The organism is Propionivibrio sp. (assembly GCF_047602565.1).
Taxonomy (GTDB): domain Bacteria; phylum Pseudomonadota; class Gammaproteobacteria; order Burkholderiales; family Rhodocyclaceae; genus Propionivibrio.
Genome location: NZ_JASGGX010000001.1, coordinates 4,595,339 through 4,617,969 on the forward strand (window position 1 = coordinate 4,595,339; position 22,631 = coordinate 4,617,969).

General features: G+C 66.2%; 18 protein-coding genes. 15 read left to right on the top strand and 3 right to left on the bottom strand.

Features of this window, described 5'->3' with window-relative positions:
- The first annotated feature begins 78 nt into the window (after window positions 1–78).
- Entirely contained in the window at window positions 79–822 is a 744-nt protein-coding gene (locus QM701_RS21745) for a metal ABC transporter permease (protein WP_415169081.1), read from the top strand.
- Between the two features lie 43 nt (window positions 823–865).
- Complete coding sequence (locus QM701_RS21750) at window positions 866–1,765, top strand: metal ABC transporter substrate-binding protein (RefSeq protein WP_415169082.1); 900 nt, start codon at window positions 866–868, stop codon at window positions 1,763–1,765.
- A gap of 103 nt (window positions 1,766–1,868) precedes the next feature.
- Here QM701_RS21750 and QM701_RS21755 read toward each other — a convergent pair whose 3' ends face one another.
- Window positions 1,869–4,754 carry an adenosylcobalamin-dependent ribonucleoside-diphosphate reductase gene (locus QM701_RS21755; RefSeq protein ID WP_415169083.1) on the bottom strand — a complete coding sequence of 962 codons (2,886 nt, stop codon included), beginning with the start codon at window positions 4,752–4,754 and terminating at the stop codon, window positions 1,869–1,871.
- Window positions 4,755–5,325: 571 nt separating this feature from the next.
- Here QM701_RS21755 and QM701_RS21760 point away from each other — a divergent pair.
- The 12 genes from QM701_RS21760 (at window position 5,326) to QM701_RS21815 (ending at window position 17,787) form a co-directional block, all read left to right on the top strand.
- Complete coding sequence (locus QM701_RS21760) at window positions 5,326–6,525, top strand: acetate/propionate family kinase (RefSeq protein ID WP_415169084.1); 1,200 nt, start codon at window positions 5,326–5,328, stop codon at window positions 6,523–6,525.
- A 168-nt stretch (window positions 6,526–6,693) separates the two neighbouring features.
- Window positions 6,694–7,551, top strand: a complete 858-nt coding sequence (locus QM701_RS21765; protein ID WP_415169085.1) for an HDOD domain-containing protein — start codon at window positions 6,694–6,696, stop codon at window positions 7,549–7,551.
- Window positions 7,552–7,564: 13 nt separating this feature from the next.
- Window positions 7,565–7,777: a hypothetical protein gene (locus QM701_RS21770; protein WP_415169086.1), complete on the top strand. Its 213-nt coding sequence runs from the start codon at window positions 7,565–7,567 to the stop codon at window positions 7,775–7,777.
- A gap of 60 nt (window positions 7,778–7,837) precedes the next feature.
- Window positions 7,838–8,296, top strand: a complete 459-nt coding sequence (locus tag QM701_RS21775; RefSeq protein WP_415169087.1) for a YccF domain-containing protein — start codon at window positions 7,838–7,840, stop codon at window positions 8,294–8,296.
- A 465-nt stretch (window positions 8,297–8,761) separates the two neighbouring features.
- Window positions 8,762–10,861 carry a TonB-dependent receptor plug domain-containing protein gene (locus QM701_RS21780; protein WP_415169088.1) on the top strand — a complete coding sequence of 700 codons (2,100 nt, stop codon included), beginning with the start codon at window positions 8,762–8,764 and terminating at the stop codon, window positions 10,859–10,861.
- A gap of 348 nt (window positions 10,862–11,209) precedes the next feature.
- The gene (locus tag QM701_RS21785; RefSeq protein WP_415169089.1) at window positions 11,210–11,962 is read left to right on the top strand and encodes an ABC transporter substrate-binding protein; all 753 of its coding nucleotides are present in this window, start codon (window positions 11,210–11,212) and stop codon (window positions 11,960–11,962) included.
- 98 nt (window positions 11,963–12,060) lie between these two features.
- Window positions 12,061–12,813 carry an AAA family ATPase gene (locus QM701_RS21790; RefSeq protein ID WP_415169090.1) on the top strand — a complete coding sequence of 251 codons (753 nt, stop codon included), beginning with the start codon at window positions 12,061–12,063 and terminating at the stop codon, window positions 12,811–12,813.
- A 49-nt stretch (window positions 12,814–12,862) separates the two neighbouring features.
- A complete protein-coding gene (locus tag QM701_RS21795) occupies window positions 12,863–14,200 on the top strand; it encodes a nitrogenase component 1 (protein ID WP_415169091.1) in 1,338 nt (445 codons plus the stop codon).
- A gap of 18 nt (window positions 14,201–14,218) precedes the next feature.
- Window positions 14,219–15,448, top strand: coding sequence for a nitrogenase component 1 (locus tag QM701_RS21800; protein WP_415169447.1), 1,230 nt, complete (start codon window positions 14,219–14,221; stop codon window positions 15,446–15,448).
- An 8-nt stretch (window positions 15,449–15,456) separates the two neighbouring features.
- Window positions 15,457–16,473, top strand: a complete 1,017-nt coding sequence (locus tag QM701_RS21805) for a FecCD family ABC transporter permease (RefSeq protein ID WP_415169092.1) — start codon at window positions 15,457–15,459, stop codon at window positions 16,471–16,473.
- Window positions 16,466–17,221: an ABC transporter ATP-binding protein gene (locus tag QM701_RS21810; RefSeq protein WP_415169093.1), complete on the top strand. Its 756-nt coding sequence runs from the start codon at window positions 16,466–16,468 to the stop codon at window positions 17,219–17,221. Before QM701_RS21805 ends, QM701_RS21810 begins: the two co-directional genes overlap by 8 nt.
- Entirely contained in the window at window positions 17,218–17,787 is a 570-nt protein-coding gene (locus tag QM701_RS21815; RefSeq protein WP_415169094.1) for a hypothetical protein, read from the top strand. Before QM701_RS21810 ends, QM701_RS21815 begins: the two co-directional genes overlap by 4 nt.
- Window positions 17,788–17,858: 71 nt before the next feature.
- On the opposite strand, the gene QM701_RS21820 is transcribed toward QM701_RS21815, so the two are convergent.
- Together QM701_RS21820 and queF are read right to left on the bottom strand one after the other, a co-directional pair.
- Window positions 17,859–18,584: a UPF0149 family protein gene (locus QM701_RS21820; protein ID WP_415169095.1), complete on the bottom strand. Its 726-nt coding sequence runs from the start codon at window positions 18,582–18,584 to the stop codon at window positions 17,859–17,861.
- Between the two features lie 5 nt (window positions 18,585–18,589).
- A complete protein-coding gene (gene queF / locus QM701_RS21825) occupies window positions 18,590–19,009 on the bottom strand; it encodes a preQ(1) synthase (protein WP_415169096.1) in 420 nt (139 codons plus the stop codon).
- Window positions 19,010–19,131: 122 nt separating this feature from the next.
- Between queF and smc the strand changes: the two genes are divergently transcribed.
- Window positions 19,132–22,629: a chromosome segregation protein SMC gene (gene smc, locus QM701_RS21830; RefSeq protein ID WP_415169448.1), complete on the top strand. Its 3,498-nt coding sequence runs from the start codon at window positions 19,132–19,134 to the stop codon at window positions 22,627–22,629.
- Window positions 22,630–22,631 lie beyond the last annotated feature (2 nt).

The window sequence follows — 22,631 nt, forward strand, 5'->3', positions numbered from 1 at the left end:
TGCGGCGCTCGCTCGTGTCGGTGATCGCCCTGGCGGTCAGCGGCGCGCCGCTGGGCGTGCTGTTCGACCCTGCGCCGGATGAGCCTCTTCGGCGATGCGCTGAGCCATGCGGTCCTGCCGGGCGTCGCCATCGGCTTCATGCTGTACGGCTTGTCGCTGCCCGCGATGAGCATCGGCGGCCTGATCGCGGGACTGGTGGTCGTCGGCCTGGCCGGCTGGGTCAGCCAGCACTTCGGGTTGAAGGAAGACGCCAGCCTGACCGCGTTTTATCTGATCGCCCTGGCGCTCGGCGTGCTGGTGATTTCCCTCCAGGGTACGCAGATCGATCTGCTGCACATCCTGTTCGGCAACGTGCTGGCGGTGGACCAGGAAGGGCTTTTGCTGGTCGTCTCGACGTCGAGCTTCTCGCTCCTGGCGCTGGCGGCCTTGTACCGGGGGTTTCTGCTGGAAAGCTTCGATCCGGGATTCCTGACCGCCAACGGCGGCCACCGCGGGGTTTACCAGCAGCTTTATCTGATGCTGGTCGCGCTCAACCTGGTTGCCGCCTTCCAGACGCTGGGCACGCTGATGGCCGTCGGCTTGATGATGCTGCCGGCGGTCTCGGCGCGCTTGTGGCATCCCCGGTTGGCCGGCCAGTTCGTGGTGAGCGGCGTATTGGCGATGGCGGCCGGCTTCGCGGGGCTGCTGGTGTCCTATCACGTGAATCTCCCGTCCGGGCCGACGATCATCGTGTGCGCGGGATTGCTGTACCTCGTCTCGCTGGTTGTCGCCCCGTCGGGCTGGCTGTGGCGCGTCATCCGTTTCCGCCACCTCAAGGCCTGAGGGGTTACGGGCGGCGGCTGATCTTCAACGAAAGGAGCGTGAAATGAAAAAGGTTTTCCGTACTATCCTGTGCGGCCTGTTCCTGTGCCAGGCGACCGGCGCCTGGGCCGCCGATCGGATTCCCGTCGTGGCGAGCTTCAGCATCCTCGGGGATCTGGTTGCCGTGGTCGGCGGCGACCGCGTTTCCGTCACCACCCTGGTGGGGCCGGACCAGGACGCGCATGTCTTCGAGCCGCGTCCGTCGGACGTCAAGGCGGTGGCCCAGGCCCGCGTTTTCGTCGTCAATGGCCTGGGTTTCGAGGGATGGCTGAACAGGTTGCAGCGCTCGGCGGGCTTCAAGGGCACGACCATCGTCGCGGCGGAGGGCGTGCGGGCGCGGAAAATGGAGGACGAGGACCATCCCGGGCGGACGGTGACCGATCCGCATGCCTGGCAGGACCCGAGCAACGTCAAGATCTACGTGCGCAACATCGCCCGCGGGCTGAGCGAGCTGGACCCGGAACATGCCGCCGAATACCAGTCCAACGGCACGGCGTACGCCGCGCAGCTCGACGCGCTGGATGCCTGGGCCCGGGAACAGTATCAAAGCATTCCGGCGGAAAAGCGCCGCCTGATCACCTCGCACGATGCTTTCGGCTATCACGCGGCGCGTTACGGCGTGCAATTCCTGGCGCCGCAGGGCGTAAATACCGAAAGCGAACCGAGCGCCAAGGAGGTTGCGCGGCTGATCAAGCAGATCAAGCGCGACAAGATCAAGGCCGTCTTCATGGAGAACATGAGCAACCCGAAACTCCTCGCCCAGCTGGCCCGCGATGCGGGAGTCTCGCCCGCCGGCAAGCTTTATGCCGATGCCTTGTCGGCGAAGGACGGCCCCGCCGCCGATTACCTGACCATGATGCGCTACAACGTGCAGCAGATTCTCGCGGGACTGCGCGCCAACTGACCGGTCAGCCGGCTACGCAAAGCCGAGGCGCGTGTCGGGCAATCGACACGCGCCTCGGCGTTTTTCCAGGGCGACAGCGGCGTCCTTGGCCGGCGGAGACGCCTCAGCCGCAGGTGCCGACCGCGCCGCAGGCGGTGCAGAAGTCGCAGCCGTCCTTGCGGATCATGGTGTGGTTGCCGCATTCGCTGCATAGCTTGCCGGCGGTGGGCTTGGGCGCGGTCTTGCTGGCCGGCGCCTCGAGGATGCCCATCTGCTGCAGCGGGAAACCGTTCTCGTCGAGGATACCGAGCATCGCGTAGCGGTGGATGATCAGACTGGCGATGTAGGCCACGGTCGACGGGTAGGTCTGCTGCCGGCGCGTGCCGGGCACGAAGGCCATGAAGTCGCCGAGCGGCTCGGGATAATCGAGCAGCTTCCGGAGCTTCATGCCGATCCAGGCGGGGTCGAGCACGCGCATGTCGAGCGAGAGCAGCTTGGTCAGGCCGTCGAGGGCGCGCGGGTAGTTGCCGGCGAGCCACACCGAATAGGGGCGCGTGACGCCGTCCGGCAGCATGATTTCCTTGAGCCCGAGGACGAAATCCTCGCTGGTCGCCGGATTGAGCACGTCGACCGTCCAGGAGAGGGTGCCGTCGGTGCCGGTCTTCGGCTCCTTCAGGCTGAACAGCGCGTCCAGCACCGGCGTCGGGCCTTCGTTGTTGAACGCGCCCAACTGCTCGACGCGGTACTCGATCAGGCGGGCCATGGCGGAAACGACCGAGGGCATGCGCTTCCTTTCGCCGTGCGGCGGGAAGGACATGTCGAAGCCTTCGCCGTCCGGTGTCTTGGCCAGCGATTCGAGCTTGAGCTTGAGCCAGCCGTGATCGTTGGCGCGCATGTCCATCGACAGGGTCTTGGCCACGGCGCCGAGGCCGCGCGGCTGCGCCGGCCCGTTGACCCAGGCCTCGAACGGCCAGGAGCGGCCTTCCTGGTCGACGTGGCCGACGAACAGGGCGAACTTGCCCTGGCCGTGGTCGATCATGTAGGTCCAGGCCATGTTGCCTTCGGGCAGGTTCGGACGGCCCGGCCAGCGCAGGCTGGACAGCACCGGCGCCGGCAGGTTCTTGATCGACAGCCGGCGATTGGCGTCGCCGTTGACGAAGTCCTGCGGCTGCTTCTTCTCCTCGGCCTGCTTGGCCGGCTCGACCGAGAGCACGGCGCCGAGCACGCTGTTGGGGCGGTAGGTGGCGAGCCCCTTGAGGCCGGACTTCCAGGCGCTCATGTAGAGATCCTGGAAATCGTCGTACGGGTAATCGGCGGGCACGTTGACCGTCTTCGAGATCGAGGTGTCGATGTACGGCGCGACCGCGGCGACCATGTTCTTGTGCGCCTCGGCGGAGATTTCCAGCGCGGTCACGAAATAGTCGGGCAGGTTCTCGACGTCGCCGCCCAGGTGCTTGTACAGGCGCCAGGCGTAGTCCTCGACCGCGTATTCCTTGAGCGTGCCGTCGGCCATGCGCTTCTTGCGGCTGTAGGTCCAGGAGAAGGGCGGTTCGATGCCGTTGCTGGCGTTGTCGGCGAAGGCCAGCGAGATGGTGCCGGTCGGCGCGATCGAGAGCAGGTGCGAGTTGCGGATGCCGTGCTTGCGGATCTCCGCCTTGATCTCGGCCGGCAGGCGCGAGGCGAAGTTGCCGCCGGACAGGTACATCTCGGCGTTGAACAGCGGGAAGGCGCCGCGTTCCTTGGCCAGTTCAACCGAGGCCAGGTAGGCGGTATCGCGCATCTGTTCCGAGATGCGGGAGGCCATGGCGGTGGCTTCCGGGCGGTCGTAGCGCAGGCCGAGCATGCACAGCGTGTCGCCGAGGCCGGTGAAGCCGAGGCCCACGCGCCGCTTGTTGGCCGCCTCCTCACGCTGGCGTTCGAGCGGCCAGGCGGTCACGTCGAGGACGTTGTCGAGCATGCGCTGGGAGACCTTGACCACCTCGCCGAAGGCGGCGAAGTCGAACTCGGCGCGGTTGGAGAAGGGATTGCGCACGAACAGCGTCAGGTTGATCGAGCCGAGGCAGCAGCAGCCGTACGGCGGCAGCGGTTGTTCGGCGCAGGGATTGGTGGCCTCGATGACTTCGCAGTAGTACAGGTTGTTGTCCTTGTTCATGCGGTCGAGGAACAGGATGCCCGGCTCGGCGTGATCGTAGGTGGACTTCATCACCTGGTCCCACAGGTCGCGCGCGCGCACCTTGCGGTAGACCCAGACGCCGTCGTCGCGCTGGTAGGCGCCGCCGAGCTTCATGTCCGCGTTAGGCTCGGCGCGATGGACGAGCTCGACGTCGGTGTCGCTGTCGACCGCCTGCATGAAGCTGTCGGTGACGGCGATGGAGATGTTGAAGTTGGTCAGGTCGCCGCTGTCCTTGGCGTGCACGAACAGCTCGATGTCCGGATGGTCGCAGCGCAGCACGCCCATCTGCGCGCCGCGGCGCGCGCCGGCGGATTCGACCGTCTCGCACGAGCGGTCGAACACGCGCATGTACGAGACCGGCCCCGAGGCGCGCGACTGCGTGCCCTTGACCTGCGCGCCCTGCGGACGGATCGAGGAGAAGTCGTAGCCCACGCCGCCGCCGCGGCGCATGGTCTCGGCGGCTTCCGCCAGGGCGCTGTAGATGCCCGGCCGGCCGTCGACGATCTCGACGATGGAGTCGCCCACCGGCTGCACGAAGCAGTTGATCAGCGTGGCGGCCAGCGTAGTGCCGGCGGCGGAATTGATCCGGCCGGCGGGGACGAAGCCGTTTTCCTGCGCCCAGAGAAAACGCTCCTCCCATTTCGCGCGATGCTTCTCGTCCTCGTGGGCGGCGAGCGCCCGGGCGATGCGGCGGCGCACGTCATGCACGTTGGTCTCGGACCCCTTGGCGTACTTCTCGACGAGGACCTCGGTGGAAATCTCCTGTCCCGCCAGCGGGGCGATTTCAGGAACTTCCGCGATCGCGGTGAGGGAAAGCTGCTGCGTGTTCTGGCTCATGGTCTGCCTTTCGTGGTTCGCGTGTTCAGGGTGATGCTTGCGGCCGGCATCCAATGTCGATTCGACATCGTCCGACAAGTTCTGTTGCCGCCGAATCCGTTTCCAGGCCGAAACCAATCGGATATCATGCGGTATGGAACGATCGGGCAGGGGGTAAAGCTACTATATGTAGTGGTGTAATGCAAGAAAAACGCTATATGTAGTTGTTTTTTACGTTTTGCTGAGTCAAAAAAAGCTGTTGAATCACGTAATTGCATAATGTGAAATGTTGGGGCGGAGCGCGGGCGGGCACGGCGTCCCGCCTGGCCGATTCGCGCGATAGCTGCCCAGGGGTGTGCGATAAACGCGCAAAAAGTCTGTTTGATGATCGACGGCGGCGTGGGCGAGGCCTACCATCGTCGTTTTTATCCAGCGGGGCGGCGGCGCGCGCCGCCTTGGGCGCGGCGGGGCGCCGGAGCGGCTTCCGTGCCGCGGCGGGTGTTACCAACGAGAAGGGGTGTTTCGCCTATCGTGTCGGTGCGGTGGCGACGTTTTTCCAGGCGCTGTCCTGGTCATTTCAGGGGAAAAAATAATGTTCGTCTTTGTTTTGAATTGCGGCAGTTCATCGTTCAAGTACCAGTTGCTCGACATGTCCAACGAGCATCGCGTGGCGGCCGGCCTGGTCGAGCGCATCGGCATGAAGGATTCGGTGCTGACCTACGAGCCCGCGCACGGCGAGAAGATCAAGGAAACGGCCGACATCGCCGACCATGAGGCGGCGATCAAGAAGGTGCTGAACAAGCTGATCGACCCGCGCGGCGGGGTCATCAAATCCCTGTCGGACATCGCCGCCATCGGCCACCGCGTGGTGCACGGCGGCGAGAAGTTCTCCGGCTCCGTGCTGATCACGGACGCGGTGATCGCCGCGCTCAAGGAGAACATCCCGCTCGCGCCGCTGCACAACCCGCCCAACATCACCGGCATCGAAGCCATGCAGAAGGCGCTGCCGGGCGTGCCCAACGTCGGCGTGTTCGACACCTCGTTCCACGCCACCATGCCGCCGGAATCCTACGTTTACGCGCTGCCCTACGAGTGGTACGAGAAGCACCACGTGCGCCGCTACGGCTTCCACGGCACGTCGCACCGCTTCGTCTCCGAGCGCGCGGCGCAGATTCTCGGCATCGCCAAGGACGATTTCAACTGCATCACCTGCCACATGGGCAACGGCTCGTCGTTCACCGCGGTCAAGAACGGCAAGTCGTACGACACCAGCATGGGCATGACTCCGCTCGAAGGGCTGGTCATGGGCACGCGCTGCGGCGACGTGGACGCCGGCATCCCGAACTATCTGGCGGCCAACGTCAACATGTCGTTCGCCGACATCGACAACGCGCTGAACAAGAAATCCGGCCTGCTGGGCGTTTCCGGCGTGAGTTCCGACATGCGCGATCTGTGGAAGGCCGCCGCCGAGGGCAATGCCCGTGCCAAGCTGGCCATCGACGTATTGCGCCACCGCACGCTCAAGTACATTGGCGCCTATGCCATCGAACTCGGCCGCGTCGACGCCATCCTGTTCACCGGCGGCATCGGGGAGAACGACATCGCCTTCCGGGCGTCGGTCGTCGAGCGGCTGACCACGCTGGGCGTCAAGCTGAATGCCGAAGCCAACAACGCGCGCGGCGCCGAAGTGGTGATTTCCTCCGCGGATTCGCCGATCAAGGTGCTGGTCGTGCCGACCAACGAGGAACTGGTGATCGCGCGCGATACCCGCGACATCGTCGCCGCGCGGTAAGCGCATGGCGATCCTTCCCGCGCGGCGGGGAGGCGGGAAGGGCGGCGCTGGCCGCCCTTTTTTTGTCGCGGCGGTGGCGCGCCTCGCCGAGGCCGACATGGGGCGCAAAAGGCTTCCGCATCAGTTTAAAATGCGTGGAATGACCTTGCGATCGAGAAGGAGTCAAGAGTGAGCCCTGCGATCCACCGCGCCTCAGCGGCATTCCGCGATGCGTTCGCCCACGCGCAGGCGGGAGAACTCAATTTTCCGACCAGCCTGGATGCGAGCCGGCGCGTGCTGAAGGCGGTGGAGAATCCCGACATCGGCCTGGCGACGCTGGCCAAGATCGTGATCTCCGAGCCGCTCCTGTCGGCCAAGGTGATCCGGCTCGCCAATTCCGTGGCGATGAATCCGACCAGCCAGGTGATCCGCGACGTGCGGCTGGCCGTGGTGCGCGTCGGGATGGACCCGATCAAGGCGCTGGCGATGGTGCTGATCATGAACCAGCTGCGCCAGTCGCAGCGCCACGGCAGCACGCGCAACCTGTCCAACCGCCTGTGGGAGCGCAGCGTCAACGTCGCCGCCCTGGCCTACGTCATCGCCAAGAAAATGACCGCGTTGAATCCCGACGAAGCGATGTTCGCCGGTATCGTGCATGACCTCGGGCGCTTCTACCTGCTGGCGCAGGCGGTCGACTACCCCGAACTGCTGGAAAACCAGGCGGCGCTCGCGGAAGCGATCAACGACCTGGGCGAACGCGCCACGCGCCGGGTGCTCGGCGAACTCAAGCTGCCGGGCTCGGTGGTCGATGCCGTCCTGGCGTCGCGGGAGTACGGGAAAACCATGCCGCCGGCAAGCCTGAGCGACGTCCTGTTCGTCGCCAGGGCGCTGTCGCCGCGGCCCGACCCCTTCGACGCGCTCGATGCGCGGGCCATCCCCGCCGCCGACGCCGCCACGGCGTTCGAACTCGACCAGAGCACCGTGGCCGAAGTCATCGCCGCCTCGGGCGACGAGATCTACTCGATCGTCGTCGCGCTGGAATCCTGACCGGTCGGCGATCGTGCGCGCGCTTGTGATGGCGATGGCCGTGCTCATGGCGGCCGGTTGCGGCGCCGAAAGCGTCGGCACGGCGGCCACCGCCGCCCGCTTGCAGGCCGAGCAGGCGCGGCAGGGAAAAGAGACGCTCGACGCGGTGAAAGCCGGCCTGGACGCGGCCGCGCAGACCTCGCAGGAGCGGCTCGAACGGGCGGAAAAGGGCGAGAGCGAAAAATGACAGGCCGTCCGGCCGTGCCGCCCCGGCGCGCGTCAGGCGGGGAATGAAGAAAGGATTCAAATGGGCGCGATCGGCAATTTCCTGTGGTTCATCCTGGGCGGCGTGTTCATGGGCCTGGGCTGGTGGCTGGCCGGTCTGCTGGCTTTCGTGTCGATCGTCGGTATTCCCTGGGGCCGGGCCTGCTTCGTGATCGGCAAATTCACCTTCTTCCCGTTCGGCAAGGAGGCCGTCGACCGCGAGGACCTCTCGGGGAAAGGCGACGTCGGGACGGGATTTCTCGGCGTGCTGGGCAACATCGTGTGGTTCGTCCTGGCCGGCTGGTGGCTGGCCGTCGGGCACGTCATGTCGGCGGCCGCCTGTTTCGTGACGATCATCGGCATCCCGTTCGGCATCCAGCACCTCAAGCTCGCCGGCATCGCCCTGGCCCCGATCGGCAAGACCATCGTGCCCAAGGACGTGGCCGCGGCGGCCCGCGGCAGTAGGGCGCAGGCCGATCTGTCGCGGATCAGGAGAGAGTAGGGCGCCAGCCCCGGAAATCTCCGGCAGAGACTGCATTCCAGAAGAACGACCCGCGCGCGGCCGGTAACGGCCGCCGAGCCGGCGTTCGCCCGTGGCGACGGCAATCTCGCCGTTCGTCCCCAATCCGCCAGACCGCTGCCGCCATTTTGTCCGGCCCGACACCGCTGTTCGGCCGGGCTTTCCCGCTGCGATTTCGCACCCGGCTAAAGACTCCTTCGGCCAAGCATTTTCCGCACCGCGTTGCGCGGAAATTTGCCTGCTTGATGCCATTGATATCGATTCTCATTGACATGTCTTAACATGATTACGTAATATGGTGATTGATTCTCATTAACCTTTTTGAATTTTCATTGATTCGATTCAGTTATTGCCTGGATGCAACCATAGACAAACGGAGATGAAATGCGGCATGAACGGAGAAACAAGCGGTTGAGGGTTCGTATCGGTAAAGGAATGCTGGCCGTCATGGCGGCATTCCCGGCATGGGCGCTGGCGGACTCGGCGGATGCGGAAAAAACTTTGGGTGAAATCCACATCTCGACGACGAAATCGACGATAGAAAACGAGGATTCCACGCGCGCCATAAGCGTCGTCAAGCGGGAGGACATCGAGAATCATGCGACGACCGGCGGCATCCAGGAGGCTTTGGCCAAGGTTCCCGGCGTCGCCTACGCCCGCAGCGGCGGCCTGGGCGGCCAGATCGTCATGCGCGGGTTCAATTCCAACAGCACGCGTTCGATGCTGGCGATCGACGGCGACAGATACCGCGGGAGAAGCACGCTCGAATTCAACCTGATCGACCCCAATGCGGTCGAGCGCATCGAGGTCCTCCGGGGGCCGGCTTCCGTCCTGTGGGGAGCGGACGCGATGAACGGCGTGGTGAACGTGATCACGCGCCGGGCCAAGGTGTCGCGTGACGAACCGTTCGCGCTCGACGCGAAGCTGAAGTCGATCGAATACAACAGCGTGAACGACCTGTGGGCGGGCCGTGGCGAGATCGTCGGCGGCGGCAACGGTTTCGACGTCCTGGTCGGCATGAATTACCGCGATGCCAATGACTATCAGACGCCCAAGGGCGTGGCGCGGAACAGCGATTTCGAATCCAAGGGGCTGGATTTCCGCCTCGGCTATTCGCCGACGGCGCTTACCCGGTGGGAACTGGCCGGCCGCCTCCAGGAAGCGACCACCGGCCGGGCCGGCGGCCTGGGGGCCGCTCCGGGAGCGCCGTGGCTGATCGTCAGGGAGGACCCCATCAAGGAACGCTATCTGAAGCTCGGCGTGGAGACCAAGGAACTCGGACGTTTCGCCGATCTGTTCGAAGGCAGCCTGTACGTCAGGAAGCTGGAGACGGACATCTACCAGCAGAACGCCACCAACGCCAGCGGCACCCTGGCGGCGCAAACGACGCATCAGCACACCGAGGTTCATACGCCGACGGTATTCGGCGGGAAAATGAATGCGATCAAGGAGATCGCCGACCATGTGGTGGCCTACGGCATGGATTTCTATCACGAGAACTTCAACAGCCGGCGGGCGGAGGCGTACAAGACGAATACCGCGACGGGGCTGCCCGTTTCCAAGCCGGCCTGGAGCGTCCTCGAACGGGGTTCGACGCAAACCAACATCGGGTTCTATGCCAGCGACGACTGGAAGGTGGCGCCCGACCTCACTCTTTCCGGCGCGGCCCGGTGGGACCGGATCAAGACGGTCATCGACCCCAAGCCGATTCCCAACGAGGCCGCGTTCATCACCCAGGCCATCAACCAGGCGGGCCGTACCAGGATCGACAGCCCCGTAACGGGAAGCGTCGGCGTCAAATGGGACTTCGTTCCCTCCTGGAGCCTGGTCTCCCAGGTGAGCCAGGGATTCCGCGCGCCGTCGGGCAACGAGCGCACCTTGTCGACCTCCAGCGGCACGGTGCCGACGATTCCTTCGCCGGATCTGGAGCCGGAACGCAGCATGACGTACGAGGCCGGCATCCGCTTCGGCGACGCGGGGGCGCGTTTCAATGCGACCGTCTTCAAGAGCGACTACAAGGATCTGATCCGGCTCGTCAAGATCGGCTCGAACTATTACCAGCGGCAGAACGTCCAGTCGGCCGAGATCACCGGCGTCGAGCTGGATGGCGAGCTGCGGATCGGGAAGCCCTGGCTCCTGCGGGCGGCGATGACCGCGACGCGGGGAACGAACAAGACCGCGGACGCGCCGCTCGACTCGATTTCGCCGCTCACCGGATGGTTCTCGGTGCGTTACGGTCCGGAGGGTTCCCCCTGGTCGGTCGAAACCGTCGTCCGGGGCGCGGCGCGGCATTCGCGCGTCGAACCGGACGCAGGAGCGCCAGCGGCCGGGCTACGGGACTCTCGACATCTATGCCAACGTGGGCTTGGGGCAGCTGACCGGCGACGCCGCCCTGAAACAGTGGCGGGCGGTGGCGGGTTTCCAGAACCTGTTCGACAAGCTCGTCGTCAATTCGGTCGCCGCGGAAAACCTCAACTACGCGCAAGGCAGCATCGGCAATCCGCTGATCGAGCCCGGCCGGTCGTTCATGGTCAAGCTGGTCCATGACTACTGAGATGCGGCGCGCTCTTTTGGGCCTGGGCTGCCTGCTGCCCGTCCTGTCGTCGATTTCCTTCGCCGCGGCGGCGGCATCCATCACCGACCAGAATGGGCGGCAGGTGGCGCTGCCGGACCGGGTCAGCCGGGTGGCCACCCTGGTGATACCGAGCGCGTCGATGGTGATGGCCGTCAACTTCGGCCCGTCGCGGCTGGTGGCCATCAATCCCTCGTCGAAACAGGAGATCGAGTACGGACTGCTCGGAAAGATGTTTCCGTCCGCGAAATCGATTCGCAGCGACGTGGCCGGCGACGGTTTCTTTCCGAACGTCGAGGCCTTGCTGTCGAACTCGTCCCGACGTGGCCATCCAGTGGGGCGACCGGGGCGCCAGCATCGTCGATCCCATCGTCAAGGCCGGCGTGCCCGTCGTCACGCTGCGCTACGGCAGCAGCGCATTCGCGGCCGACTGGCTGGAGCTCTCCGGAAAGGTCCTGACCGGGCGCGAATCCCGCGGCATGGAGCTGGCGGCCCGCTTCCGCGCAGCCAGGGCGAAAGCGGCCGAGGCCGCCGCGGCGATCCCGGAAAAGCAGCGTCCCAAAGTCGTCTTCCTTTACCGCACGCAGGGAAATTCCTATCAGGTCGCCGGCAGCAACACGAGCATGGACTCGGACATCGAACTGGCTGGCGGCATCAACGTCGCGGCCAGGCTTCCCGGCTTCGTGCAGGTTGGGGTCGAGCAACTGCTCGCCTGGTCGCCCGACCTGATCCTGCTCAACAACTTCGAGAAGGACCTGCGCCCGGATCTGCTGCTCGGCAACGCCTTGCTGGCCAAGCTTCCCGCCGTGAAGGAAAAGCGGGTTTACGTCTATCCCAGGGGCGGCTTTCGATGGGACCCGCCGAGCCAGGAGTCGCCGCTGACCTGGCGGTGGCTGCAGACGCTCTTCCATCCCGACGTGAAGCGCGACGACGCGCTGCGCGCGGAGATCGCTGGCCATTACCAGCTGTTGTACGGCTATTCGCCGACCGACCAGGACATCGACGCCGTGCTGCGCATCGATGAAAACGGCGGTAGCCGCCACTACCTAGAAAAATTCGCCAAGCGGAAGAACTGAACATGCCTGCACATGATGATTGCCTTGCCTTGCATGAAGGCGCGTGCCAGGGGTTGGAAGCCGACGATTCGGCGCCCGCCCAAGGCGAATCCGGGGATGTGTTTTCCCCTCAGAAGATCGCGGTTTACGGAAAAGGCGGGATCGGCAAATCGACGACGGTCTCGAACCTCTCGGCGGCCTTGTCGGTGCGCGGCCTCAAGGTGATGCAGATCGGCTGCGACCCGAAGGCCGATTCGACCAAGACGCTGACCTGCGGCAGGAAAATCCCCTCGATCCTGGACGTGCTGCGCGGAAAGAAACACGGCTCGACGCTCGAAGATCTCGTTTTCGAAGGCTTCAACGGAATCTACTGCGTGGAGGCAGGCGGTCCGGTTCCGGGAATCGGCTGCGCCGGCCGCGGCATCATCACCGCGTTCAATCGCCTGGAAGAGCTCGACGCCTACGCCAGCCTCAAACCCGACGTCGTGTTGTTCGACGTGCTCGGCGACGTGGTCTGCGGCGGTTTCGCCATGCCGATGCGCGGCGGCTACGCGGACCGGGTCGCCATCGTCAGTTCGGGGGAAATGATGGCGGTCTATGCCGCGCACAACATCGCCCAGGCGCTGCGCGGCTTTTCGGCCAGGGGCTACGCGAAGCTCGCCGGGATCATCCAGAACTCCAGGAACATCGACAACGAGGACGCCATCGTCAGCCAGGCGGCCAGGGAGCTTGAAACCGAAGTCATCGGCGTCATTCCGCGCTCGGGCTGCGTGCAGGAGGCGGAGAACATGGGGAAAACGGTCGTCGAAGCCTTCCCCGACTCCCCGCAGGCGGCGGTTTACCTCGCCCTGTCCAAAACGCTGTTCCCCTGAGCGCCGCTGCCCATATTCCCCCTCATCAACTTTTTGCGAAACGGACAACATGGATTTCATCACGATGCGGCAAGCGCCGTCGAAGCGCAGCATGCGGATCGGCGCCGGAGTCGAGCGGGCCGACGAGGTGCTGGGCAAGACGGCGGCGTCGAACTGCTTTCATTACTGCGCGCCGACCCACGGCGGATGGGGCGTCATCCGGACGGCCATGCTCGTCCCGGAAATGTACATGCTGTTCGTCTCGCCGGCGGCCTGCGGCCGCCACGGGGCGATCGCGGCCATCGAACAAGGCTGCAAGGAGCGCGTCGGCTATTTGTGCATAGAAGAAGACGAAATCGTCATGGGCAGCTGCGAGGATGAAATTCGCCGGGCGCTGCCCGCGCTCTTTCCCCGGATAAGCCCCAGGCCCAAGGCCTTCATGATCGTCGTTTCCTGCATCGACGATCTGTTGGGCACCGACTACGACCTGATGCTTGCCGATTTCGAGGCGGCTTTCGGGATTCCCTTCAGGCTGGGGCGGATGAATCCGACCAGCCTGGATTCGAAGCTGCCGCCGGGGATTCGCATCCAGCGCGACATGTATGACTTTCTTTCCCCCGGCCGGGGCGCCGAGGACATCATCGGCCATCTGGGAGCGTTTCAGCCCATTTCCGCCGAATCCGAATTGAGCCGGTTTCTGCGGGAGCGGGCCGGGCTGCCGCTGGTTCACCTCGCCCAGTGCGGCTCATTCGACGACTTTCAGCGCCTCGCCTCGGCGCGGCTGAATCTGGTGACGCGGCCCGAAGGCTTCGAGGCGGCGTCGAATCTGAAGAAAAAGCTCGGCACGCCATTCCTGTTCATCCCGACCGCGTTCAGCCATGCCGCGATTGAACGAGCTCATGGCGCCGTGGCGGGATACCTGGGCCGCGAGTTCGACCATGGCGACGCGCTCCGCCTGCGCAAGCAGTCCGAAACCGAAACGCGCGAAGCCGCCGGCCAGTATTCGATCGCCATCGACGATACGGCGACCTGCAGCCCCTTCGATCTGGCGAGGGCGCTGGTCGAGGCGGGATTCCACGTCAAGGAAATATTCACGCATAAATTTCCTCAATACGAACGCCCGGCGTTCTCATGGCTGTCAACGCACTCCCCGGATACGCTCGTCACCTCGCCCGTCCATCACAGCACCAGTTGGCTCCGGCCCAAGGCGCCCACGGCCGATCTCGCCATCGGTTTCACGGCGGGTTATCTGACGCAGGCGCCGTTCGTCGTGCCGCTGGCCTTCGACGAAGGCCTGTCCGGCCATCACGGCGTCTGTTCGGTGCTCGGCAGGATCGCCCGGGCCGTGACCGCGCCGGCCGGGGAGAGCCTCGAAAAAATGGTGCGCGCTTACGGACTGGTCGTTTGAGGGGGCGCCGTGAGCTACATGTTCAAACATCTGCCGCCGTTCGCCGCCGATTATTCGGGAGTGGCCTCGGCCTTGCACGACCTGGGCGGCCTGATCGTCATCCACGATGCCTCCGGGTGCACGGGCAGCTTCACCGGCTACGACGAGCCGCGCTGGTACGCGGGAAGAGCCGGCGTGTATTGCTCCGGGCTGCGCGAATTCGACGCCATCCTGGGCAACGATCAGCGCCTGCTCGACAACATCCTCGACATCGTCCGGGCACAGGATTTCTCCTTCGTCGCGATCGTCGGCAGCCCCGTGCCGATGCTGATCGGCTTCGATTTCGAGGGCTTCGCCAATCTGGTCGAGAACGAAAGCGGACTGCCGGCTTTCGGTTTCCCGACCACCGGGCTCGCGTGTTATCACCACGGCTTTGCCAGCGCCTGCATCGCCTTCGCCGATCGCTTCCTGCCGAAAAAAGGCGTCCGCCGCCGCGCGGGCACGCTCAATATTCTCGGCGCGTCGCCTCTGGACAATTTCACACCCGCGACCGTCGACCTGCTGAAGGCGTGCGTCGCCGATCTGGGCTGGTCGGTGACGTCCGTCTGGGGGCAGGGCAGCGAATTCTCCAGGATGGCGGAAGCCGCGAGCGCCGAGGTCAATCTCGTCGTATCCAGCACGGCGCTGCCCCTGGCGCGCCATATGGAACGGCGGTGGGGCATTCCTTGCGTAGCGGGCATCCCGTTCGACGATCGGGCTGCGGCGGCTCTCGCGCAGGCGTTGCGGCAGGCTCGGGAAGGGATGGCCGCCGCGGCGGCGCCTCCGGCGTCCCCGCTTTCCCGCTGCGCCGACCAGGATGCCGGCTCCGTGCTGCTGATCGGTGAGCAGTTCCAAATGAATGGCCTGCGATCCCGTCTGCGCCAGTATTGCTCCGGCGTGTCGATCGCCGTCGGCAGTTTCTTTGCCTGGGATGCGTCCTTCGCCGAGGCGGGCGACACGCTTCTCGGCAACGAGGAGGAGGCGCTGCGTCTCCTGCAGGCGCGGAATTTCGACGTCGTGGTCGGCGATCCGCTGTTCCGTTCGCTGCTGGGCCATGCCCCGCACACCTGGTATGTCGACAACCCCCACTATGCCGTGTCGGGAAGAATCCACCGCGAACACGCCTTGGCGACCCATTTCGGCGCCTCGGGGCTGGCCTTCGCGCGGCAGATCGAAGCCGCCGTGCTGGCCAGCCGGGCGACGGGATCACGACAGGTGCGGGCTTCATGAGGAAGGTCATGCAAGGAGCGACGGGCCCCTGCGTGTTCATGGCCGTCCTGGTGGTTTCCCTGGGGTTCGCCTTGTCCGTGGGCCGGTTCAACATACCTCTCGATGCGGTCGTCGGCATCGTGCTCGATCCATTGATGCCGTCCGCACATTCTTGGAGCACGACCGAGGCGCACGTCGTCTGGGGCGTCAGGATTCCCAGGGCGCTGCTCGGCGGGACCATCGGCGCCGGCCTGGCCGTCGCCGGCGCGGCCTTGCAGAGCATATTCCGCAATCCGCTGGCCGATACGCAAATACTCGGCGTGTCGTCCGGGGCGGCGTTCGGCGGCGTGCTGGGGATCATTTTCTTCAGTACGGGATGGCCCGCCATGGCCGGCGCGTTTTTGGGCGGCTTGGCGGCCCTCGCCAGCATCTTCTGGCTGGCGGGCGGCCAGCGGCCGCAGCAGGGCGGCACCGTGATGCTGGTCCTGGCCGGGCTCGTCGTCAGCGCCGTCGGCTCGGCCGGCATCGCGCTGCTCAAATACGCCGCGGACCCCGACAATCAGTTGCCCGCCGTCGTTTTCTGGCTGCTCGGCAGCCTGGCGGCTGCCGACAACGAACGGCTGTGGATCGCGCTCGTTCCGATCGGCGTTTCAACCGTCACGATTCTCGGCCTGCGTTTTCACCTTTCCGCCCTGGCGGTGGGGGAGGAGGACGCGAACAGGCTGGGGATTCCCGTGCGCACCTTGAAGATTCTGGCGCTGCTCGCCACCGGAATGATCACCGCGGCGTCCGTCGCCGTGAGCGGCATCATCGGCTGGGTCGGGCTGGTCGTGCCCCACCTGATCCGGTTGAGCATCGGCAGCAACTACCGCTGGTTCTTCCTGAACACCCTGCTGGCCGGCGCCTCCTATCTGATCATCGTCGACACCGCGGCCAGGACGCTGGTGGCCGCCGAGATTCCGCTCGGCGCGCTGACCTCGCTGCTGGGGGCGCCGATCTTCGCCATCCTGCTGCGGCGTCTGGCCAGGGAGCGGGCGCATGGGTGAGGCCATCCGCGCCACGGACATCGGCTACCGCTACGGCGCCGGCTGGGTTTTCCGGAATCTGCACCTCAAGCTGTCCGCCGGCCAGCTCACCGCGATTCTCGGTCCGAACGGTTGCGGCAAATCGACGCTGCTGTCGGTCCTCTCGGGCAGCCGGACGCCGATGGAGGGAACGCTGACGTCCCGCCGTGCGCGGCTTGCGTTCGTGCCCCAATCGCTGGAGACGTCGCTGCCGTTTACCGGCATGGACATGGTGCTGCTCGGCCGCGCCCGCTCGGTCTCGCTCTTCTCGACTCCGGGTCAGGCCGATCATGCCGCCGCGCACGCGGCGCTGGGAGAGCTGGGCATCGGCCATCTCGCGGATCGGGAATTCCACGTCATGTCGGGCGGCGAGCGGCAGCTCGTGCTCATCGCGCGCGCCCTGGTCTCGAAATGCGAGGTGCTGCTGCTCGACGAGCCGACCGCGGCCCTGGATTGGCATCATCAGGCGAAGGTGCTGAATCTGCTGCGCCAACTGGCCGATGCGGGACTTGCCATCGCGTTCACCACGCACTCTCCGCAACACGCCCTGGATTTCGCGGATCGCGTGATGCTGATGACGGCGCCGGCGCAGCAGGTATACGGCCATCCGGGGCAGGTGCTCGACGAACCGGCGCTGTCGCGGCTCTATCGGGTTGCCGTCAGGCGCATCGATCTGGCGGACCGGTCGCTGTCCACGGCCGTTCCCGTTTTGAGGCCCGCGGCAAGATGAGGCGGGCGTTCGCAGTCCTGGCCGCGTCGATCGTGGTGGCCGCTGGAGGGCTTCCCGGCATCGGCGCCGCGCAAGAAGCCGATCATCGGATCATCGTTCCCCTGCCGGATGAGGATCGGGCGCGTCTCCAGGAGGATATGCGCGAATTCCTGAGACAGAACACCGGCTTGCTGAATGCGGTGATCGACGGCGACATGGACAGGGTGCGCGAAATGGCGCAAGGCGCCCGCCCGCCTTTACCGAGAATCCGGGCCTTGGCGTCCGGCGCTTCCTTGCCTTCTCCGGATGGGAAAAACCCGGCGGTCCCACCGGAAGCAGGCGGGCGGCAGCGTCCCTTAACATTGTTCGAACGGATGCAGAGGAACCTGCCTCAACCCTTCAAGGACATGCTGCTCGGCATGCGCGAAACGGTGGCGGAAATAGAAAGGGATGCGCGGGAGATCGGAGATTCGAAACACACGCTACGGCAGCTCTCGACGATCCAGGGCCTGTGCGTGTCCTGCCACGACTTGTACAAGGTCGTGTCGAAACCACCGGGAGCCCCCAACCTTGCCGAACAGGATTGACCCGAAGCCGGCAAGCCGCCGGCCGGGCGCCTTTTCCTCTTTGATCCCGGTCGCCTGTTTCCAGCGCCGGGCTACTGCTCCCTCCCACAGCACTGCTTGAACTTCCTGCCGCTGCCGCAGGGGCACGGGTCGTTGCGGCCGACGTGCGGCGCGTCGTTGCGGATGGTCTCGACGCCGCGCTTGGCCAGCCAGAAACGGTAGATGTCGGCGACCGCCTGCGGCAGGTCGTCTTCGCATTCCTGCTCGATCGCGGCGCGCTCGTCGCCTTCTGGCCACGCCTCGCCGTGCTCCTTCGCGGCGGCTTCCGCCTCGCCGGTGAGCACCATCAGCGGGAAAAGGCGCTCGTCCAGGTAGTCGGCCTGTTCCTCGGCCTCTTCCCCGCCGTCTTCCTCGATGCACTCGAACCAGTCCTCGGCGGCCTGATCCACGCCCGCCAGATAGGCCTGGCACCACGGCAGGTAGTCGCTCGGGCCGTCGCCGTTTTCATCCTTGGGGTAGAGCAGCAGGGCCGGCGGGTCGCCGGCGGCGAGGTCGGCGGCGAGCGCCTCGGCGAATTGCCGGATCAGTTCGGCGGCTTCGCGGCCCGCCTCGCTATCCAGGGCGTCCTCACTGCCCAGGATGTTGACCAGCCGGTCTTCCTCGTCGATCGGCTGCGGGCCGGAAAGCGCGGCGCAGAGGTAGCCCTGGATCTCGTCCAGACGCATCGCCTCTTCGAGCTCGGGCGCTTCGAGCAGGGTTTCCAGGCGGTCGAGCTGCTCGTCGCCGAGTGGGGGGGGCATCGTATTCGGAGTGGTCATGGCGATCATCCTCGGGTGCTGGACTGGGCGGCGAATTCGGCAAGCTCGATCTTCGGTTCGGGCTTCCATCCCTTCTTGCGGTGCTCGGCGACGACGTTGGTGAAGATGCCACCGCGCACGAAGAAGCGGGCGGTGACGCGCATGAAGCGCGGCTTGGTGGCCTTCACCAGGTCGTCGAGAATGCGGTTGGTGACCGCCTCGTGGAAACAGCCCTCGTCGCGGAACGACCAGATGTACAGCTTCAGGCTCTTGAGCTCGATGCAGGTCTTTTCCGGGATGAACTCGACGGTCAGCGCGCCGAAGTCGGGCTGGCCCGTTTTCGGGCACAGGCAGGTGAATTCGGGGATTTCCATGTGGATGAGGAAATCGCGGTGCGGCGCCGGATTCGGAAAAGTTTCGAGCGTCTTGGAGGGCTGGGTCGTCATGGGGCAAACGGTCCGATCGAACAAAATGCTATTATAGGCGCCCCGACACGCCGGTGTCGTCGTCATAGTTCGATAAACCGTCCAAATCGTTCACGCAGCCTCCCGGGGCTGCGTTCCGCTTGATGCGCCTGACAAAGCTCAAACTCGCCGGATTCAAGTCCTTCGTCGACCCGACGACCATCGCTCTGCCGGGGCAGCTGGTCGGCGTGGTCGGCCCGAACGGCTGCGGCAAGTCCAACGTGATGGACGCGGTGCGCTGGGTGCTTGGCGAGTCGAAGGCCTCGGAGCTGCGCGGCGAGTCGATGCAGGACGTGATCTTCAACGGCTCCGGCACGCGCAAGGCCGTCTCGCGCGCGTCGGTGGAGTTGGTCTTCGACAACTCGCTCGGGCGCATCGCCGGGCAGTGGTCGCAGTACGCCGAGCTGTCGGTCAAGCGGGTGCTGACCCGCAACGGCCAGTCCGAGTATTTCATCAACAACCTGCAGGTGCGGCGCAAGGACATCACCGACCTGTTCCTGGGCACCGGCCTTGGCCCGCGCGCCTACGCCATCATCGGGCAGGGCACCATCTCGCGCATCATCGAGGCGCGGCCGGACGAACTGCGCGTCTTCCTGGAGGAGGCGGCGGGCGTCACCAAATACAAGGAGCGGCGCAAGGAGACCGAAGGGCGCCTGGCCGACACGCGCGAGAACCTGACGCGGGTCGAGGACATCCGCACCGAGCTCGGCGCGCAGATGGAGCGCCTGGAGAGCCAAGCGGCGATCGCCCGGCAGTACCGCGACTACCACGACCAGCTGACGCGCAAGCAGCACCTGCTCTGGCTGTTCCGGCGCAACGAGGCGCAGGCCGAGCGCGAGCGGCTGGGGCGGGAGATCGAGGCGGCGGCCACCGGGCTCGAAGGCGAGATCGCCGCGCTGCGCGAGACCGAGGCCCGCCTGGAAGAGGCACGCGAAAGCCACTTCACGATGAGCGACGGGCTGCACAACGCGCAGAGCGCCCTGTTCACGGCCAACGCCGAGGTGGCGCGGCTGGAAGCGGAAATCCGCCACCGCCGCGAATCGCAGCACGAATACCAGTCGCGGCTGGCGCAGCTGGGCGACGACCAGGTGCATTGGCAGGCGCAGATCGAAAAGTTCGACGCCGACCATGCGCGCTGGCAGGAGCTGCTGACGCTGGCCGACGAGCGCGTCGAGCAGGGCGAGCTGCTGCTGGCGGGGCGGCAGGAACGCCTGCCGATGGCCGAGGAGGCGCACGCCGCGGCACAGGACGAGGTCAACGCCCAGCGCAACGAAGTGGCGCAGGCCGACAAGCTGCTGCAGGTCGAGATCGCCAACCGCGGCCACGCGCAGCGGTCGCTGCAGATCGTCGCCGGCCGGCGCGAGCGCCTGCAGCAGGAGCGCGACGCGCTGCCGGTGCCGGACACCGCCGAATACGAAATCAAGCAGGAGACGCTGGCCGAACTGCGCGAGCGCATTGCCGAGGCGCAGGAAGACGTGATGCGCCGGCAGCAGGAGCTGCCGCTGCTCGAACGGCAGCGCCGCGACGTCATGGCGCAGGTGCAGCACGCGCAGAAGGAACGCGCCGAGGCGCAGGCGCGCCGCACCGCGCTGGAGCAGCTGCAGCGGCGGGTGCAGGGCGACGGCAAGCTGGGCGACTGGCTGCACCGGCACCGCATCGACGGCCGCCATCCGCTGTGGAAGTCGTTGCATGTCGAGGCGGGCTGGGAAGACGCTGTCGAGGCGGTGCTGCGCGAGCGCCTGAACGCGCTGCCGGCCGAAGCCGCCGATCCGGCGTGGAGCAAGGACCGCCCCGGCGGCAAGCTGACGCTGCTGCTGCCGCAGGAAGCCGCCGCGCGGCCCGCCGACGGCGGCCTGCGCGCGCGCATCCGCTGCGACGATCCGCGCCTGTCGGCCGCGCTCGACGACTGGCTGGACGGCGTTTTCGCCGTGCCCGACCTGGCCGCCGCGCTGGCCCGGCGCGAACGCCTGGCGGCGGGCGAGTGCTGCGTGACGCCCGGCGGCGACGTGGCGACCCGGCAGAGCGTCACGCTGTTCGCCCCGGACGCCGCCGAACACGGCCTGCTCGAACGGCAGCGCGAGATCGAGGAACTCGGCGGCATCATCGCCGGGCTCGAAGCGCGGGTCGAGCAGGAGCAGGCGCGGCTGGCCGAAATCGAAGCGCGCGCGGCCGACGCGCAGAACGCCGTGGAAGCCGCGCGCCGGGAACTCGACGACCTGCAGGAACAGGCGCACGCGATCCAGGTCGAGACGCTGAAGCTGGCGCAGATGCTCGAACGCTTCCGCGAACGGCAGGCGCAGATTGACGCCAGCCTGGAGGACATGGCGGCCGAGGAGGAAGCGGAGAACGAGCGCCTGTTCGTCGCCGAGGAGGCGATCGAGGCCCAGCGCGAGCAGATCCGCGAACGGCAGCAGGCGATGAACGGGACGCTGGCCCGCCTGGAGCAGGCCGAGCGCGCCCTGCGCGAGGAGCGCGAGCGGGTCAACGCGGCCGAACGCGACCTGCGCGAGGCCCAGTACTCGCAGCGCGAATGCCGCGGCAAGCTGGAGGAGCTGGCCAACAACCGCGCGCTGGCGCGCAAGCAGCTCGCGCGCATCGTCGAGGAACTGGCGCATTGCGAGGAGAACGCCAGCGCCATGCAGGCCGAGGATCTCGAACCGAGCCTGCAGGAGGCGCTCGAACGGCGCGTCGCCGGCGAGCACGCGCTGGCCGCCGCGCGCGACGCGCTGGAAGCGGCGACCGGCGGGCTGCGGGGCCTGGAAGAGCAGCGCATGAAGATCGAGCAGGGGCTCGAACCGCTGCGCGCGCGCATCGGCGAACTCCGGCTCAAGGAGCAGGCCGCCGCGCTCAACGTCGAGCAGCTGGCCGCGCAGCTCCTGGAGGCGAAGGCGGACGAGGCCGGCCTCGCGCCGGAACTGGTGGCGGCGCGGCCCGGCCCGCTGCAGGGCGCGATCAGCGGCCTGCAGCGCTCGATCGAGGCGCTCGGAGCGGTTAACCTGGCGGCGCTGGAGGAACTCGAATCGGCGCGCGAGCGCAAGGGCTTCCTCGACGCGCAGTCGGAGGACCTCACCCAGGCCATGGAAACGCTGGAGAACGCCATCCGCCGCATCGACCGCGAGACGCGCGACCTGCTGCAATCGACCTACGACGCGGTGAACAAGAGCTTCGGCGAGCTGTTCCCGATCCTCTTCGGCGGCGGCGAGGCGCGGCTGATCATGACCGGCGAGGAAATCCTCGACGCCGGCGTGCAGGTCATGGCGCAGCCGCCGGGCAAGAAGAATTCGACGATCCACCTGCTCTCCGGCGGGGAGAAGGCGCTGACCGCGATCGCCCTGGTGTTCTCCATGTTCCAGCTCAATCCGGCGCCGTTCTGCCTGCTTGACGAAGTGGATGCGCCGCTGGACGATACCAACACCGAACGTTTTTGCGCCATGGTGCGGCGCATGTCGGCCAACACCCAATTCCTGTTCATCAGCCACAACAAGATCGCCATGGAAATGGCGCAGCAGCTGGTGGGCGTCACCATGCAGGAATCCGGCGTGTCGCGCATCGTCGAGGTCGATATGGAAGAGGCGCTGCGCATGCGCGAACAGATCGTTTAGGA

Excerpts from the sequence above, each read along its gene's own strand:
- QM701_RS21745 (WP_415169081.1), top strand. The coding sequence starts at position 79 with ATGAGCCTCTTCGGCGATGCGCTGAGCCATGCGGTCCTGCCGGGCGTC.
- QM701_RS21750 (WP_415169082.1), top strand. The coding sequence starts at position 866 with ATGAAAAAGGTTTTCCGTACTATCCTGTGCGGCCTGTTCCTGTGCCAG.
- QM701_RS21755 (WP_415169083.1), bottom strand. The coding sequence starts at position 4,754 with ATGAGCCAGAACACGCAGCAGCTTTCCCTCACCGCGATCGCGGAAGTT.
- QM701_RS21760 (WP_415169084.1), top strand. The coding sequence starts at position 5,326 with ATGTTCGTCTTTGTTTTGAATTGCGGCAGTTCATCGTTCAAGTACCAG.
- QM701_RS21775 (WP_415169087.1), top strand. The coding sequence starts at position 7,838 with ATGGGCGCGATCGGCAATTTCCTGTGGTTCATCCTGGGCGGCGTGTTC.
- QM701_RS21780 (WP_415169088.1), top strand. The coding sequence starts at position 8,762 with ATGGCGGCATTCCCGGCATGGGCGCTGGCGGACTCGGCGGATGCGGAA.
- QM701_RS21795 (WP_415169091.1), top strand. The coding sequence starts at position 12,863 with ATGGATTTCATCACGATGCGGCAAGCGCCGTCGAAGCGCAGCATGCGG.
- QM701_RS21800 (WP_415169447.1), top strand. The coding sequence starts at position 14,219 with ATGTTCAAACATCTGCCGCCGTTCGCCGCCGATTATTCGGGAGTGGCC.
- QM701_RS21805 (WP_415169092.1), top strand. The coding sequence starts at position 15,457 with ATGCAAGGAGCGACGGGCCCCTGCGTGTTCATGGCCGTCCTGGTGGTT.
- QM701_RS21810 (WP_415169093.1), top strand. The coding sequence starts at position 16,466 with ATGGGTGAGGCCATCCGCGCCACGGACATCGGCTACCGCTACGGCGCC.
- QM701_RS21815 (WP_415169094.1), top strand. The coding sequence starts at position 17,218 with ATGAGGCGGGCGTTCGCAGTCCTGGCCGCGTCGATCGTGGTGGCCGCT.
- QM701_RS21820 (WP_415169095.1), bottom strand. The coding sequence starts at position 18,584 with ATGACCACTCCGAATACGATGCCCCCCCCACTCGGCGACGAGCAGCTC.
- queF (WP_415169096.1), bottom strand. The coding sequence starts at position 19,009 with ATGACGACCCAGCCCTCCAAGACGCTCGAAACTTTTCCGAATCCGGCG.
- smc (WP_415169448.1), top strand. The coding sequence starts at position 19,132 with ATGCGCCTGACAAAGCTCAAACTCGCCGGATTCAAGTCCTTCGTCGAC.